Origin of the sequence: Paracoccus sediminicola (assembly GCF_027912835.1) — a bacterium.
GTDB lineage: Bacteria > Pseudomonadota > Alphaproteobacteria > Rhodobacterales > Rhodobacteraceae > Paracoccus > Paracoccus sediminicola.
This window is the reverse complement of record NZ_CP115770.1, coordinates 83,535-99,047: the sequence shown is the minus strand read 5'-3', so window position 1 is coordinate 99,047 and position 15,513 is coordinate 83,535. Positions and strand designations below refer to the sequence as shown.

The 15,513-nt window shown below is 61.2% G+C and carries 12 protein-coding genes; 9 read left to right on the top strand and 3 right to left on the bottom strand.

The window, feature by feature from the left end; translation table 11 throughout:
* The 9 genes from PAF18_RS16865 to PAF18_RS16825 all read left to right on the top strand — a co-directional run bounded on the left by PAF18_RS16865 (position 1) and on the right by PAF18_RS16825 (position 10,672).
* On the top strand, positions 1-1,383 hold the full coding sequence (locus PAF18_RS16865) for an MBL fold metallo-hydrolase (protein WP_271118263.1): 1,383 nt from the start codon (positions 1-3) through the stop codon (positions 1,381-1,383).
* Entirely contained in the window at positions 1,380-2,888 is a 1,509-nt protein-coding gene (locus PAF18_RS16860; RefSeq protein ID WP_043847457.1) for a thymidine phosphorylase family protein, read from the top strand. Before PAF18_RS16865 ends, PAF18_RS16860 begins: the two co-directional genes overlap by 4 nt.
* Positions 2,885-3,787: a ribose-phosphate diphosphokinase gene (locus tag PAF18_RS16855; protein WP_043847455.1), complete on the top strand. Its 903-nt coding sequence runs from the start codon at positions 2,885-2,887 to the stop codon at positions 3,785-3,787. Before PAF18_RS16860 ends, PAF18_RS16855 begins: the two co-directional genes overlap by 4 nt.
* A gap of 18 nt (positions 3,788-3,805) precedes the next feature.
* Entirely contained in the window at positions 3,806-6,286 is a 2,481-nt protein-coding gene (locus tag PAF18_RS16850) for a phosphoketolase family protein (protein ID WP_434802277.1), read from the top strand.
* A gap of 107 nt (positions 6,287-6,393) precedes the next feature.
* Positions 6,394-6,660, top strand: a complete 267-nt coding sequence (locus PAF18_RS16845; protein WP_081749914.1) for a DUF2933 domain-containing protein — start codon at positions 6,394-6,396, stop codon at positions 6,658-6,660.
* Positions 6,657-7,307: a methyltransferase family protein gene (locus PAF18_RS16840; protein ID WP_216034265.1), complete on the top strand. Its 651-nt coding sequence runs from the start codon at positions 6,657-6,659 to the stop codon at positions 7,305-7,307. Before PAF18_RS16845 ends, PAF18_RS16840 begins: the two co-directional genes overlap by 4 nt.
* 180 nt (positions 7,308-7,487) lie before the next feature.
* Positions 7,488-8,540, top strand: a complete 1,053-nt coding sequence (locus PAF18_RS16835) for an NAD-dependent epimerase/dehydratase family protein (protein ID WP_271118261.1) — start codon at positions 7,488-7,490, stop codon at positions 8,538-8,540.
* Positions 8,541-8,564: 24 nt separating this feature from the next.
* Complete coding sequence (locus tag PAF18_RS16830; protein WP_216034263.1) at positions 8,565-9,899, top strand: APC family permease; 1,335 nt, start codon at positions 8,565-8,567, stop codon at positions 9,897-9,899.
* On the top strand, positions 9,896-10,672 hold the full coding sequence (locus PAF18_RS16825) for a Na+/H+ antiporter NhaA (protein ID WP_271118260.1): 777 nt from the start codon (positions 9,896-9,898) through the stop codon (positions 10,670-10,672). The genes PAF18_RS16830 and PAF18_RS16825 overlap by 4 nt, the downstream gene beginning before the upstream one ends.
* A 231-nt stretch (positions 10,673-10,903) precedes the next feature.
* On the opposite strand, the gene istB is transcribed toward PAF18_RS16825, so the two are convergent.
* The 3 genes from istB to brxL all read right to left on the bottom strand — a co-directional run bounded on the left by istB (position 10,904) and on the right by brxL (position 15,503).
* The gene (gene istB / locus PAF18_RS16820) at positions 10,904-11,632 is read right to left on the bottom strand and encodes an IS21-like element ISPkr1 family helper ATPase IstB (protein WP_271115488.1); all 729 of its coding nucleotides are present in this window, start codon (positions 11,630-11,632) and stop codon (positions 10,904-10,906) included.
* Complete coding sequence (gene istA / locus PAF18_RS16815) at positions 11,562-13,130, bottom strand: IS21 family transposase (protein WP_271115489.1); 1,569 nt, start codon at positions 13,128-13,130, stop codon at positions 11,562-11,564. The genes istB and istA overlap by 71 nt, the downstream gene beginning before the upstream one ends.
* A 264-nt stretch (positions 13,131-13,394) precedes the next feature.
* A complete protein-coding gene (gene brxL, locus PAF18_RS16810) occupies positions 13,395-15,503 on the bottom strand; it encodes a BREX system Lon protease-like protein BrxL (RefSeq protein ID WP_271118259.1) in 2,109 nt (702 codons plus the stop codon).
* Positions 15,504-15,513 lie beyond the last annotated feature (10 nt).

Here is a 15,513-nt window from a genome sequence, read left to right as displayed (position 1 = left end):
ATGACACAAATCACACGTCCGAAACTACGCTTTCTGGGTGCCGCCGGGACCGTGACGGGATCGCGTTATCTGATCGAGGCCATGGGACGGCGCATTCTCGTGGATTGCGGCCTGTTCCAGGGGTTCAAGAACCTGCGAGAACGCAACCGCAAAACGTTTCCCGTGCGTCCGAACACGATCGACACTGTGCTGCTCACACATGCACATCTCGACCATTCGGGATACCTGCCGGCGCTGATCCGGGCGGGGTTCGGCGGCCGGGTCCACTGCACCGAGGCGACAGCAGACCTTTGCGGGCTTATCCTGCCCGACAGCGGACACATTCAGGAAGAAGAGGCGCGCTTTGCCGCCCGGAGGGGGTTTTCCAAACACAAGAACCCCAAACCGCTCTATACGCTCAAGGATGCAGAGGCGGCGCTGGAACGCCTTCGGCCGCATGGCTTCGATCAGAGGATCGACCTCGGCGACGGGGTCGCCGCCCGTTTCATCCCGGCCGGGCACCTTCTGGGCGCCGCCCAGATCCGTTTCGAGATCGGCGACAGGGTCGTCCATTTCAGCGGCGATCTGGGCCATGATCCCGATCCGCTGATGCGGCCGCCGAAACCGTTCGGTGGAGCCGATGTGCTGGTCTGCGAATCCACCTACGGCAATCGCTCCCATCCCGATACCGACCCCGAGGCCGAACTGGCCCCAGTCCTGAAGCGCACGTTTGCCCGTGGCGGCACGGTACTGATCCCGTCATTTGCGGTCGGACGGGCGCAGGGGGTGATGCTGCATATCGCGCGGCTCATGGCGCGGGGGGACATTCCCTATGTACCGGTGTTCCTCAACAGCCCGATGGCCGTGGATGCGACCGATATCTATCACCGCCACCACGCAGAGCATCACGTCAGCCGCGAAGACTGCGTCGCGATGTTCGAGATTGCCAAGCGCGTCAACACGGTCGAGCAATCGAAGGATCTGAACACGCGCCAGGGCCCGATGATCATCGTCTCCGCCAGCGGAATGCTGACCGGCGGGCGCATCCTGCACCATCTGGCAAGCTTTGGCGGCGACAGGCGGAACACGATCCTGCTGTCCGGCTTTCAGGCCGGCGGAACACGTGGCGCGGTGCTGGCCCATGTCCCGCGAACCTTGCGCATGTTCGGACGAGAGTTCCCGATCGAGGCCGAAGTGGTTCAGCTCCAGTCCTTTTCCGGGCATGCCGATGCCGACGAAATCCTGCGCTGGATGTCCGCCGGTCCCGCACCCACGATGACCTATCTGACCCACGGGGAACCTTCGGCTGCGGACACCCTGAGATTTCGCGTCAAACACGAGCTTGGACGATCCGTGCGCGTCCCGGAGCACCTCGAATCCGTCTATCTGGACCGGCCGCGATGACCGATACGCTTGCTCTTGTCCCCGCCGGGATCGACACCTACCGGCAACCGGTCGTCTATATGAACGAAGACTGCCACATCTGTCGCTCCGAGGGGTTCGCGGCCCAGACCCGTGTGCGGATCGACCTGGAGGACCGTTGGATCATCGCAACCCTGAATGTCGTTGGCCGCGGAGCGTGGCTTGACGTGGATCAGGCGGCGCTGTCCGCCTCGGCTTGGGCGGCGCTTGGTGCGCGAGCAGGGGACAAGGGAGCGTTTTCTCATCCCGAACCGCCCGTTTCCGCGTCGATGATCCGGTCGAAAGCCTATGGCGACAGGCTGGATCAGGCTGGGTTCGCGGCAATCGTGAGCGACACGCTCGACAGCCGGCTGTCCGATCTCGAGCTTGCCGCTTTCGTCACCGCCTGTGCGGGTGAGCGGCTGGATGAGCCCGAGACCGTGGCACTGACCCGCGCCATGCAGGGCGCCGGGCAGACGCTCGACTGGGGAGGGCGGACCATTCTCGACAAGCATTGCGTCGGCGGTTTGCCGGGCAATCGAACGACGCCGATCGTGGTTGCTATCATCGCCGCAGCGGGGCACCTGATTCCCAAGACGTCCAGCCGTGCGATCACGTCGCCGGCAGGGACGGCCGACACGATGGAGGCCATGGCACCCGTTGCGCTCGACGCCGCCGCGCTGCGCAGGGTAGTCGAAGCAGAAGGCGGGTGCATCGTCTGGGGTGGCGGGCTCGCCCTCAGCCCCGCCGACGATCATTTCATTCGTGTCGAACGCCCGCTTGATTTCGACTCGACCGGTCAGTTGGTGGCAAGCGTACTGTCGAAGAAGGCCGCGGCGGGTGCCACGCATGTCCTGATCGACATGCCGGTCGGACCCACGGCCAAGGTGCGCTCTGAGAAGGCTGCCGAGGCACTCGGCGTCCGTGTGTCAGCGGTCAGCAATGCGTTGGGTCTGAACCTGGCGCTGCATATCAGCGACGGCATCGCTCCGGTCGGGCGCGGCATCGGCCCGACGCTGGAAGCCATCGACGTGCTGGCGGTCCTGCGACGCGCGCCCGATGCGCCTGCGGACCTGCGCGAAAGGGCGCTGGATCTGGCCGGGCATCTTCTGGACCTCGCTCCCGACGGCGTGGCGGGGCAGGGACGAGACCGGGCCCGGGCTCTGCTGGATAGTGGCGCGGCTGAGGCCAGGTTCATGGCGATCTGTGAGGCGCAGGGCGGGTTCCGGGAACCCGGAACGGCGGCGCAGCGGATCGAGATACACGCCCCCCACGCGGGCCTTTTGACATCCGTGGATAACCGCCGGATCGCCCGCATCGCCAAGCTGGCAGGCGCGCCGCGTCAGAAATGCGCAGGCATTCGCTTGCTGGTGCGGTTGGGCGACCGGGTGGACGAGGGCCAGCCGCTCTATGAACTCCATGCCGAGACAGCGGGCGAACTGGCCTATGCCCTGGCCTATGCCGAATCCCAAACCGGGGTTCTCACGCTGTCCGAGGAGGGCCCATGATCCTCATACCGTTTCCCGAAATGAAGCTACTGACCGAAACTCTGGCACTCGCGATGGGGGCGGAATTGCGCACGCTCGACTGGCACCATTTCCCCGATGGCGAAAGCCTGATGACCTTGCCGGGCGATCTGGACGGGGCCGACGTGGCGCTCCTGGCGACATTACGCAATCCAGACCATCATGCGCTGCCGTTGCGCTTCGCCGCGGCGACGGCCCGCGAGATGGGCGCGCGCCGCGTCGGATTGATCGCACCCTATCTCGGTTACATGCGGCAGGACAGCCGTTTCGAGGCTGGGCAGGCGGTCAGCGCGCGGCTTTTCGCGCACTTCCTGGGTGAAAGTTTCGACTGGCTGGTGACGGTCGATCCGCATCTGCACCGGATCGCTCGGCTGGAGGAGGTTTTCCCGATCCCAGCGGTGCGCGCCGTTTCCGCCCCACTGCTTGCAAACTGGATCAAGACTAACCTGCCCGACGCTGTTCTTTTGGGCCCCGATAGCGAAAGCCAGCAATGGGTGGCCGAGGTGGCCCGGCTGGCCGGACGGCCCTATGAAGTGCTGCGCAAGGTCCGGACCGGCGACCGTCAGGTCGAGGTCAGCGTGCCGGAAAGTGCCGTGTTGCGCGATGGCACGCCCGTGATCCTGGACGATATCGCCTCTTCGGGACGGACCTTGGTGCGCACCATTGAACGGCTCGTTGCGGCGGGCAGCCGCGCGCCGGTGTGCCTCGTGATCCACGCGGTTTTCGCCGGTTCCGCACATGATGACATTCTGGCAGCCGGTGCCGCAAGGATCATCACCACCGACACCATACCGCATCCATCGAATGCGATCGGAATCGCCGACGTTCTGGCTGAAGCATTCGGGTCGCTTGGGGTGCGAGCGGGCACAAGCATCGACTAGAGAAGCAGGGAAATCAGGATGTCCAAAAACCACAACAGGCACTTGGAGACGCCGGCCGCCGGGCAAGTGCGGACAAGGGATCGGGCCGCTCTCTATCGTGGCAACGAACCGGCCTTTGCGGATTGGGTGCTTGGCGCGGGTCTTGCGGCCCATGACGACCTGACACAGGTGCGGGTCCACGACATGGTCGATATTCTCGAGCGTCGCGGGCGAGTGCGCGACAGGGCCGAAGCCTGGCGTATCCTCGCCGCAGCAGATCGCATCACGAAGGCGGCAATGTGGCTCGTGGTGCATATGACCTATGCGCGAAACGTGCGCACGGACGGGACACCGCTTGACGCCGAGGATTTCAAAGCCGGTCCCGATGGTCATACCGGCGGGTCGCTCAACATGGTTCCAGCCTATGTCGGCTATCTGGCTGCAAACGCGCTTGGCGGCATGACACGATCCTGGCTGATGGGACAGGGGCATTGCGTTGCCGCGATCGACGCGGTGAACCTCATCGTCAACAACATGTCGTCCGAACAGGAGAACCGATACTCGTTTTCCGATCCCGGCCTGACGCGCTTCGTTCGGGATTTCTATTCCTACGAGATCACCGCCGAGGGACGCCCCGCATCTGCGCTCGGCAGCCATGTGAACGCGCATACCGCCGGCGGTCTCATCGAAGGCGGCTATCTCGGCTTTGCCGGACTGCTCTACGGGCACATGCCTCAGCCCGGTGAACATCTTGTGGCGTTCATGAGTGACGGTGCTTTCGAAGAACAGCGCGGAAGCGACTGGGCACCGCGCTGGTGGCGTTCGAAAGACACCGGGCCGGTCGCCCCGATCATGATCGCGAACGGTCGACGGATCGACCAGCGCACGACAATGGCGCAATCCGGCGGCGTGGACTGGTTCCGTCGGCACCTGCGGCTGAACGGTTTCGATCCGATCGATCTGGACGGGCGCGATCCGGCAGCCTTCGCTTGGGCGATCTTTGAGATCGAGGAACGTCTCGCCGCCGATGCCCTGGCCGTTCGGGAAAAGGACGAAGCACCTGCGATCCGTCTACACTACGGCATCGCGGAGACGGTCAAAGGTTTCGGATTTCCCGGCGCCGGCACGAACCGTGCGCATAACCTGCCGCTCGAGGGCAATCCGCGAACCGACGCGGCCGCCCGCCGTGACTTCAACGAAGGTGCCGCGAACCTCTGGGTGCCGCCAAAAGACCTGTCGGATGCGGTGCTTGCGCTCAACAACCATGACGCCTCGGGACGTCCCAAGGAGCGGGCCCATCCCCTGATCTCGCGCCCGGCGGTGACGCCCAGCCTGCCCGAACCGCCGTGGCACGCCTCTGAGGGTCGCAGAAACGTCTCGCCGATGGAAGGTCTCGACCAATACTTCGAAGCGCTTGTCCTCGCCAATCCCGGCCTGCGCGCCCGCGTCGGCAACCCTGATGAAATGCGCAGCAACAGGATGAACGCGACCCTAGATCTGCTGAAGCATCGTGTGACCGCCCCCGAGCCCGGGATGCCGGAATCCGAGACCGGTGGCGTGATAACAGCCCTTAACGAAGAAGCCGTCATATGCGCCGTTCTGGGAAACAAGAGCGGTCTCAATCTGGCAGTCTCCTACGAAGCCTTCGCCACGAAAATGCTTGGCGCTTTGCGCCAGGATTTGATCTTCACGCGGCAATTGATCGCCGCAGGTCGCCAACCCTATTGGCTTGGCCTGCCGGTTGTCCTCACCTCGCATACGTGGGAAAATGGCAAGAACGAGCTGTCGCATCAGGACACGACCGCCGCCGAAACGATGTGGGCGGAGATGTCCGATCTCTCTCGCGTCGTGTTTCCTGTGGACTGGAACAGTGCCGTCGCATGCCTGCGGGATGTCTTTCGATCACACGGGGCGATCTGGACGATGGTGGTTCCCAAGCGCGAAGTTCCAGACGTGCTATCTCCCGAACTGGCGCAACGGGCGCTGGCCGACGGCGCGGTCTGCCTGCGCGATGTCGGTGGCGATGACCCGGAATTGATCTTGGTCGCCATTGGCGCTTACCAACTGGCCGAAACTCTCACGGCGTCGGATCGCCTGAAAGAAAAGAGCGTGCGGCACCGTGTCATCGTGATGGTCGAGCCGGGACGGTTCCGCAGCACCCGCGACGATCATGAGGCGAAGATGACCGCCTCCGACGCGACGCTCGAAATATTCTTTCCCGAAACGGCAGGCGCCCGGGTTTTTGTCGCGCATACCAGGCCGGAGCCGCTCTGCGGTCTCCTCCGCCGCCTTGATACCGGATTGCGGAAGTCGAAATTCCTCGGGTTTTGCGGTCGCGGCGGTACACTCGATACCAACGGGATGCTGTTCGCCAACCGATCAAGCTGGGCGCATGTTCTTGCGGCTGCGGCGGATGTCACGGGGCGGCGGGCGCTTGATTTTCTGACAGAAGCCGAATTCGATGCGGTTCAGGGACGTCGCGCGCCCGCAGGAGTTCTTTTCAAGGGACATGACGTATGACGCGAAAAAAGACTGGCCATAACCTTGCAGAAACTGCGCGAATGGCTCCGACGCGTGGGGGCTGGTTTCATGTCCCCTCGATCCACAACTGACTACGGGAATGTGTTATGACAAGACATCACGAAAAACATTTGGATAATGACAATCCGCCGAGGCCGCCCTCGTTCTGGAAATCACGCGCGGGCATCTACCTGATCTTTGCGCTCATCCTTGGTGGACTACTGCTGGGTTACGAGCATCGGGTGCACATTCTGGGCAGCGGGTTGCTGATCTGGCTCCCTTTGCTGCTTTGTGTTGGCATGCATTTCTTCATGCATGGCGGTCATGGTGGCCACGGCGGACATGGCGGCCGCGGATCGGGTGATGACAAATGACGAGCGACCCGGGATCGTCATACGGGCTTTGGCTGCTCGTGTTCATCAATTCGGCGGTCTTCATTCTGTTCGCGTTCAGTTTCTTCAAGCCACAGACATCGCGTGACTGGCGCAGCTTCGGCGCATTCAGTGCTTTCATCGTGGCACTTTTTGTCGAGATGTACGGGTTTCCGCTGACGATCTTTTTCCTGTCGGGTTGGCTCCAATCCAACTGGCCGGGGATTGACTGGTTCGCCCATGACAGCGGGCACCTTCTGGAAATGATGTTCGGCTGGGAAGCGAACCCGCATTTCGGGCCGTTCCATTTCCTCAGCTTTGCATTCATCGGTGGGGGCTTCTGGCTGATCTCGGTGGCCTGGCACCATCTCTGGGCAGCACAGCGGGCCGGGCGACTGGCGGTCACGGGTCCCTACGCCCGGATACGGCATCCGCAATATGTGGGGTTCGCTCTCATCATGGCAGGGTTCCTCGTGCAATGGCCGACAATCCTCACGCTTGCAATGTTCCCGGTTCTGGTCTGGATGTATGCGCGACTTGCCAAGAGCGAGGAGGCCGACAGTCGGGCCCGGTTTGGCGAGGCATGGGAGAGATATGCAGAGAATGTTCCGGCGTTTCTGCCTCGATTCCGGGAAGTTGCCGCGCAATGAACGCAAGCGTTCTGTTCCGTTTTTTGCAGAGCGCAAGCTGGCTATCGGGAAACCGGAGCGGCGTCAGTTTTTGCCGACGATCGAGCGCTCGCCTGCGAATTGATCGAAGATTGAGTTTGATATCGGAAATGCAAGACGGATTTGCGATTTAGAAGCGCCGAGACCAAGAGGGTGAACGGAGTGAGCAATCTGGTGATCCTCGGAGGATCCGGTGATGTCGGGTCGCGGCTTGTTCGCCTCCTTTCCGACCATCAGGAATGGAAGGTTTGGGCGGTTTCCAGGCGAAACCGTGCGGTTGAAACGGCGCATGAAAACGTGGTTTACACAGCCCTCGACGTGGCGCGCCCCGACGCGGCCCATTCACTTCCCGACGACGCCATGGTCGTAAATCTGACCGAAGCGACACCGCCGGGGCTGGTCGCTGAAATTCTCGCAAGAGGCGGTACGGTGCTCGATACATCGGCGACGCCGAGCTATGTCCACGCCCTGATCCGGGCGGCGGACGGGACAAACGGGTGTCTTGTGACGGGTGTTGGAACTGCTCCGGGTCTCAGCACATTGATGGCGGCAGCTCTGGCAAGCGACAAACGGGTAGAGACGCTGCGTATCGGAGTCGAGCTTGGTATGGGCCGTCACTATGGACAGGCGGCGGCCGAGTGGTTCTTTCGGACGCTTGGACAGCCTTATGACGATCCGGTGACGGGCCGGTCTGTGTTTCCAGGCACGCACCCCTGGAGGTTCAGTTTCGCACAGAACGAGGCGCCGAGACTGGCGCTCGATGTGGCGTTTCCCGATGAGGGTATTCATCCTGGCGGACTCGAACTCCGTGTTCACCATTACCTGGCCGTCGATCCGCCATTTGTCACACGCCTGTTTGCAGTGGCACAACGGCTTAGGCTCGGACGTTGGATGTCAGAGCATCCCCGGCAAATGACAAAGCTTTCACAGTGGCTGCCGCAATTCGGGCAATTACGAACACGGATTGCGGCGGTTGCGTTCGATTGCGAAGGCAAAGAGATCGCCGCGAACCTGTTCGAAGGTGGCGATCAGGCTGATTTGACGGCTGCGATGATATTGGTGACACTTGAGGCAATGCGGTCCAGCGATGCACGACACGCAGGGGCCAATTCCATTGTTGATCACCTTGATCTGGAGCAGGCGCTGAGCGGTTTGCGTCGCCACTTAGCAGGCGGAGTGGCCATACACACAAACGCTTGGCAAAGGCCGAACTAAGAAACAGGAAAGACGGGGCAAATCATGAACCATGAGCACGACCACGGCGGCGACGGCTACAAGAAGAACTCCATTACTTTGGGCGGCGCGGTTGCCATGGGCACGGGCGTGATGATCGGGGCAGGGATCTTTGCTCTGACCGGGCAGATCGCCGAACTGGCCGGGCCGTTCTTTCCCATTGCGTTCATCATCGGCGCGATCGTCACCGGGTTCAGTTCCTACAGCTACATCAAGATGTCCAACGCCTGGCCCTCGGCAGGGGGGATCGGGATGATCCTGCAAAAATGCTACGGACCGGGGGCAGTTGCGGCTGGGGCGGCGCTTCTAATGGCGCTCAGCATGGTGATCGCGGAAAGCCTCGTCGCAAGGACCTTTGCCACCTATCTTTTGCGTCCGTTCGATATCGAGGGCGGGCCGCTGGTGCCCATCCTGGCCGTTGGGGTAATCCTTTTCGCCTTCGTCGTAAACATCGCGGGCAACCGGTCAATTGGGCTGTTCTCGATGGTCATGGCCGCAATCAAGATCGGGGGCATCGCGCTCTTCGGGATCGCGGCCCTGTGGTCGAGCGGGTTTGAATTTGCAGCCGCGTCGCGGGACGCTGTGGATTTCGGCCCGATGGGTTTCGTCGCCTCGGTCGCGCTTGCCATTCTTGCGTTCAAGGGGTTCACGACGATCACCAACAGCGGCGCCGAGATCACCGATCCCAACCGCAACGTGGGGCGCGCGATCATGATTTCGATTGCGCTGTGCGTCGTCGTCTATCTGCTCGTGGCCTTCGGTGTCGGGTCCAGCCTGACCATAGACGAGATCATTGCCGCCAAGGACTATTCGCTGGCCGAGGCGGCGGAACCGGCATTGGGGCAGGTAGGCTTCCTGCTGACGGTCCTGCTGGCCGTCGTCGCCACGGCGTCTGCCGTGCTGGCGAGTGTCTTTGCGGTCTCGCGGATGCTTGCGATGCTGACGGATATGAAGATGATCCCGCATAGTCACTTCGGCATGTCCGGTCCGATCCAGCGGCATACGCTGGTTTACACCGTGGTGATCGCATCCTTCCTTGCTGTGTTTTTCGATCTGAGCCGCATCGCGTCGTTGGGTGCGTTCTTCTATCTGATGATGGATATGGCCGTGCATTGGGGTGTCTGGCGCTACCGCAGGGCAGAGATCGGTGCCTCGGGTGTCATCATTCTTGCAGCACTCGGGTTTGATGCGATCGTTCTGGTCGCGTTCACTGCCATGAAATTACAAAGCGATCCCGCGATTGTCGCCTACGCGGCCCTTACGATCGCGGGAGTCTTTCTGTTCGAACGCGCCTACCTGTCGCGCTGGCTGGCGCCGCAAGATGAGCCCGCCCACAGTTGACGGATGTTGCCACGCAATCGGTTCGCGACGGGCGGCGCGCGGGGTTCGCCATGCTCGTCGGTCTTGCTCTGGGTATAGTGGCCGCGAACTCGCCGCTGGCGGACATCTACGCGATTGTGCATCACCTGCCTCTGCGGGTTGGGGCGGGCGACTGGGCAATCGAAGCCCCTCTGATCGAGTGGATCAATCAGGGCCTTCTGACGGTCTTCTTCTTTCTCATCGGTCTTCACACAAATCTTGAGCTGACCCGTGGGGCGCTGACCGAACCCGGTGCGGCCATGCTTCCGGCAAGTGCGGCGCTTGGGGGCATGATTGTGCCGGCAGCGATCTACTTCGGGCTCAATGCCGGAGATGCCGTCGCCCTGCGTGGCTGGGCAATCCCGATTGCGACAGACATCGTCTTGGTCCTTGGCGTCCTCTCGCTGTTTTCGGGCCGGGTTGACCCTGCGGTCATCGCCTTTGCCACAGCCGCAGCGATTTTCGACGACCTTGGCGCAGTAATTGTCATCGCATTGTTCTACGGAGCGTTCGATCAGTTTTGGCCGCTTTGGGTGGTGGTTGGCGGCTTAGCAGGTCTATTTCTGCTCAATCGAACCCGAAGGGCATCTCTCTTGCCTTACCTCGCCTTCGGCTGCGTTCTCTGGGCAGGACTTATACTGACCGGTCTCGAAGGAGCCATTGCAGGGGCAATTGTCGGGTTTTCATTGCCGCTGTCGTCGTTTCCGCCAAGAGCGACAGCGCGCGCCGAGCGGCGCGTGTCGCGTAGCCCATAATTGGGCTCTGCCTCAATCTGTGTGGCGGAGGGGCAGCATTCTTGCCCTCAACAGTTCTGGCCCGGCTCGGCCGTACATGGCGCGTTTGAGGGTCTTCAGACTGTCAATCGGCACGCAATTCTGACCCCCTATCGGCGTCCAAAACTGACCCCCTTGGAGCGCACGGGTAGCTGGCCCGATGCGGTGTAGCCCCCATACAGCGCAGCCGTATCGGGCCAGCGTTGGTGTCGGTCATTCTCGGGTCTTGAAGCGCCAACTTTCGTTGCCGGTTTCAACGATGTCGCAGTGATGGGTCAGGCGGTCGAGCAGCGCAGTGGTCATCTTCGCGTCGCCAAAGACCGAAGGCCATTCCCCGAAGTCGAGATTCGTTGTCACTATGATCGAGGTGCGTTCGTAGAGGCGGCTGATGAGATGGAACAGCAGCTGGCCGCCGGTCTGCGCGAAGGGGAGATAGCCGAGCTCGTCGAGGATCAGGAAGTCGAGGCGGCAGAGCAGGTCTGCCGTGCGCCCCTGTCGGTCGGCACGCGCTTCGGCATCGAGCTTGTTCACGAGGTCCACGACATCGAAGAAGCGCCCCCGTTTGCCGCGCCGGATGCAGGCCCGTGCGATGCTCACGGCAAGGTGGGATTTTCCGGTCCCGGTGCCACCAATTAGCACGAGATTGCGTTGCTGTTCGAGGAACTCCCCGGCGGCCAGATCGCGCACCAGCGTCTCGTTGACCGGCGTTTCCTCGAAGCTGAACTCGTCGACCTCTTTCGCCAGCGGCAGCTTGGCAATCGTCATCTGATATTTGATCGAGCGCGCCTGCTTCTCGCTGATCTCGGCATTCAGCAGGTCGCCGACGATCTGTTGCGGCTCGTGCTGGCGCTTCACCGCCGTGGTGATGATCTCATCGTAGGCGGCCTTCATGCCGTAGAGCTTCAGCTGGCTCATCGCGTCCAGCACTTGTGATCTTTCCATGGTTGGGTCTCCTGAGACTGTCGTAGCGTTTGCAATCGGCGACGGGCTCGCAGGTCAGTCGCAACGCGGCCGGCGTATCGATGGTCAGTGGCGGTGGCGGCTCCCGATGCCGTGCAAGGATGTTGATGACGACCGAGGCCGCGGGGACCCCTTCGCTCAGGGCATCGGCACAGGCAGCATCCACCGCATCCAGTCCATCGATCGGGATCATGCTCAGGATCTGGACCATCTGCCGGTCGCCGTTCGGCACCTTGCCAAGCTTGCGCTGCACGCGCCTGATCGATGGCGGCAGGTCCCAGTCCTTGAAGGGGGCGCCATTCCGGAGGGCGCCGGGCTTGCGAGCCAGAACCGGAATGTAATGCAACGGGTCGTAGATGGCCTTGTCGCGCCCGAAGGCTCGGGCGTGCTGACCCACGATTTTTCCGTCCTGCCAGAACTCGACCCGCTCGGCATAGGCACGGATCTCGACAGGTCGGCCAACGGCCCGACCGTCCACGGAGTAGCGGTTCTTGTCGAACCGGACGAGACAGGTCTTCGAGACTGAGGCTGGCACGGCATGGAAGCCGTCGAACGGACCGACGTAGGGGACAAGACTCGCGCGCTCGTTTTGGAAGACCTCCCAGATCGTTCGATCCCGAAGCTCCTGGTGCGCATTGGCTTGGGCCCAGGCAACACAGCGGTCCTCGAGCCAGGCGTTGAGCTCGGCGTAGCTCTTGAACTTCGGCCGGGGCACGAAGAACCGCCGTCGGACAACGCCGACCTGGTTCTCGACCTGTCCCTTCTCCCAGCCTGATGCCGGTGTGCAAGCGACGGGATCGACGAGGTAATGGCTGCACATCTGCTGGAACCGGCGGTTGTAGGCCCGGTCGCGGCCGACGAAGATCGTGTCGACCGCGGTCTTCATGTTGTCGTAGATGCCCCGCGTGCAGGTGCCCCCGAAGAAGGCGAACGCCTTGTCGTGGGCGTCAAATACCATCTCCTGCGTCTCACGCGGGTAGGCCCGCACGAAGAGCATCCGGCTGTGGCAGAGGCGGACGTGCGCCACCTTCACCGTGGTCGTCGCGCCATCGATCACTACGATCTCATGGCTCCAGTCGAACTGGTAGGCTTCCCCTGGATCGAAGCTCAGCGGCACATAGGCCGCGGCAGATGCCTCCTCTTCCTCCTTGGACCACGTCGCCGCGTATCGCCGGACCGCATCATAACCGCCATCATATCCTCGGGCCCGGAGTTCCTCGAAGATGCGGATGCGGGTCAGTCGCTCGCGCTTGGGCTTCCGCGCATTCACTGCCAGCATCTCGTCGAGCATGCCTCTCCAAGGCCCTATCTTCGGCAACGGCTGAATGGCCCGCTCGTAGGTGAGCTCCGTCGCACCGGACCGGATCACCTTGCGCACCGTGTTCCGCGATACCCGCAGCTCGCGGCAAATCTGCTTGATCGACTTCTTGTCCTGAAAATATGCCCGCCGAATCTTCGCTATCGTCTCCACGACCAACATCCCACACTGCGCTCCCGATGACCTCGGAAGCATCATGACCATCAATGTAAGGGGGTCATTTTTGGGCGCCGATTACCCCGCTACGGGGTCAATTTTGCATGCCGGTTCACACTCTACGATACCCAAGATAAGGCTAAGCTTGGTGCCTTTGATGGCATGATCTGGCTAAAAAGCCACTAAGGGGTCTGTCGGTTTGCCAATGGTTTCCTGCGTGCCTTGAGTGGTGGATCGAGTTGTCATCTTTATCAATGCGAAACATACGCCTTATCCCTCACCATTTCGCACATAGGTCACGTAGAAACCCTTGATAATTCGGTGCTCTTGCAAACGGTCTCCAAGTGAAAACCCATCCTTTCTGATGGGTGCTTGGAAAATATCGAGGCCACGATCCAGCACGATTTTCCAGCCGGTGTCGGTGACGATATCGCGGGCATGCGCGGTGCCTGTACCATCAAACGCCCAGGTGAACTCAACGCCTGAACCGACGCAGGCATCTGTGATTGAATCCAGCAATTCACGTTGTTTCGCGACGTTACCGTCATCAGGACCGGTTACGAGATGAACACTGATCTGGTCCTCGGGCGACTTACGCCGAATGACCATTTCGACGAACTCCATCATGTTTCGGATCTGGTAGAAGAACCGCACATAGGGGTCCGTCACGATGATCTTGGATGCGCCCGCAATGTATGGGCCAAAGAGGCGATCGTAACTGATCCCCTTCCGATCCTCAGTGAAGACCTGATGCCCTTCTTCCAGAGCAGGTTTTACGTCTGTCTTGGCCGCAAGAGCGGGCTCCGCCAACGTGCCGGAAGCTGATCCCGTTGCACCAACGTCCGAAGCGACATCGCCACCATCAGCCGGCGTGTCGGTCTGTTCCTGTTCTTTGGGGTCCAGCGCTGGCTTGAGATGGTAGAACTGTGGGTATTCTTCTTCCTCGACCGTCGTCACTCGCCGCTTGGTGCCGTCGGTTCCGAGATAGTGGAAATCGACCTCGGGATAGGTACTGTCGATGCGCGCCAACTGGTCTTTGACCCGCTTGCGGCTTTCCATGGCTAGGCGCAGCAGCTCTTCGACATCTTCCGCCGTCTCCCCGCCATTCGGGAAGATCAGCTTTAGAAGGCCCGACATCGTCTTGTAGATCGCATCCCGGTCCCGCGTGGAAATCTTCTCGCTGATTTTGAAGTGCTGGTCCGGCCGGTGCGAGAAATCCTCCTGGCGTAGGTGACGCAAGATTTCGGCAAGATAGTCAACGATGAAGCCGTAACCCTTGGTGAACATCTCGCCGCGGATAACGTCGATTTCCCAGCCGGGCAAGTAGGCATGCAGGCGGTCGATGAAGGCCGAGTCATGGAACTGGGGTGGCAGTGCCTCAAAGAGGTCGCTGTTTTTTAGCATGAAAGGCACATTGTGGTCGGTGTTGCCGACGAAGGCGAAACTGGCCTCCGCCCCCATGGGGTTCACGCCCCTGGAGAAGGTTTTGTTGGCCATGTAGTTTTTCATGATGTCGACGAGAGCCTTGTTCGCGGTCTTTTCACGACCGGCAAACTCATCGAAGGCCACGACGTCCCAGTAGCCTACAAGGCCAATGCGGCCGTTCGAGTTGTTCACGAAGAGTTTCGGGATCGATACCTCACCGCCAGAGATCAGCTGGCCATGCGGGGAGAACTCGGAGTAGATGTGCGACTTGCCCGTCCCTTTGGGCCCAAGCTCGATGATGTTGTAGTTACGCTCCACGAAGGGAATCAGGCGCATGAGCTGCAACAGCTTGGCACGACGCCCAAAGGCTTCCGGGTTGAAGCCGATACTCTGCATCAGCAGGTCGATCCAATCGTCAGTGCCGAAATTCTCACGCGCTGCGCGGTAACTCTCATAGTCGACCTTGGCGATCTGAATGGGCTTGATGGTTTCGAGGATCCAGGGCGAGATGCGGGCATCCTCGGAAAACTCGTATTGCACATCCGCGATGCACCAGACGCCCGTCACAAGAAGCTTGGGGTGCGCCTTGATCGTGCCGCTATCGACCGCGACCTTCTTAATGCCGAGGTTGTCGAAGGTAGCCTCGTAGCTGTCGGTCTTCTCATTCAACGACACGCTGATCTGGTCGATGACCTTGTAACGCCCCTTTTCCTTGATCGTTGACTGGATAAGCCCCGCTTCGCTGCGGTGGACATAATGCTTGCGCAGGATTTCTTTGACGGTCTCGATGCCAGTCGCGATCGACGCCTCGTCGTCTGTGGCGCAATACTGGCCGAGGAGGTACTCGAGCACATAGGTTGGAACAATGGCGTTTCCCTTGACCGCCTTGACCAAGTCCTTGCGCACGACAAAGCCCGCGAAATGTTCATTGATCCTAGCGTCGAGATCACTCATGGGCCCGCTC

Excerpts from the sequence above, each read along its gene's own strand:
- PAF18_RS16850 (WP_434802277.1), top strand. The coding sequence starts at position 3,806 with ATGTCCAAAAACCACAACAGGCACTTGGAGACGCCGGCCGCCGGGCAA.
- brxL (WP_271118259.1), bottom strand. The coding sequence starts at position 15,503 with ATGAGTGATCTCGACGCTAGGATCAATGAACATTTCGCGGGCTTTGTC.
- PAF18_RS16845 (WP_081749914.1), top strand. The coding sequence starts at position 6,394 with ATGACAAGACATCACGAAAAACATTTGGATAATGACAATCCGCCGAGG.
- istA (WP_271115489.1), bottom strand. The coding sequence starts at position 13,130 with ATGTTGGTCGTGGAGACGATAGCGAAGATTCGGCGGGCATATTTTCAG.
- istB (WP_271115488.1), bottom strand. The coding sequence starts at position 11,632 with ATGGAAAGATCACAAGTGCTGGACGCGATGAGCCAGCTGAAGCTCTAC.
- PAF18_RS16855 (WP_043847455.1), top strand. The coding sequence starts at position 2,885 with ATGATCCTCATACCGTTTCCCGAAATGAAGCTACTGACCGAAACTCTG.
- PAF18_RS16830 (WP_216034263.1), top strand. The coding sequence starts at position 8,565 with ATGAACCATGAGCACGACCACGGCGGCGACGGCTACAAGAAGAACTCC.
- PAF18_RS16860 (WP_043847457.1), top strand. The coding sequence starts at position 1,380 with ATGACCGATACGCTTGCTCTTGTCCCCGCCGGGATCGACACCTACCGG.
- PAF18_RS16840 (WP_216034265.1), top strand. The coding sequence starts at position 6,657 with ATGACGAGCGACCCGGGATCGTCATACGGGCTTTGGCTGCTCGTGTTC.
- PAF18_RS16865 (WP_271118263.1), top strand. The coding sequence starts at position 1 with ATGACACAAATCACACGTCCGAAACTACGCTTTCTGGGTGCCGCCGGG.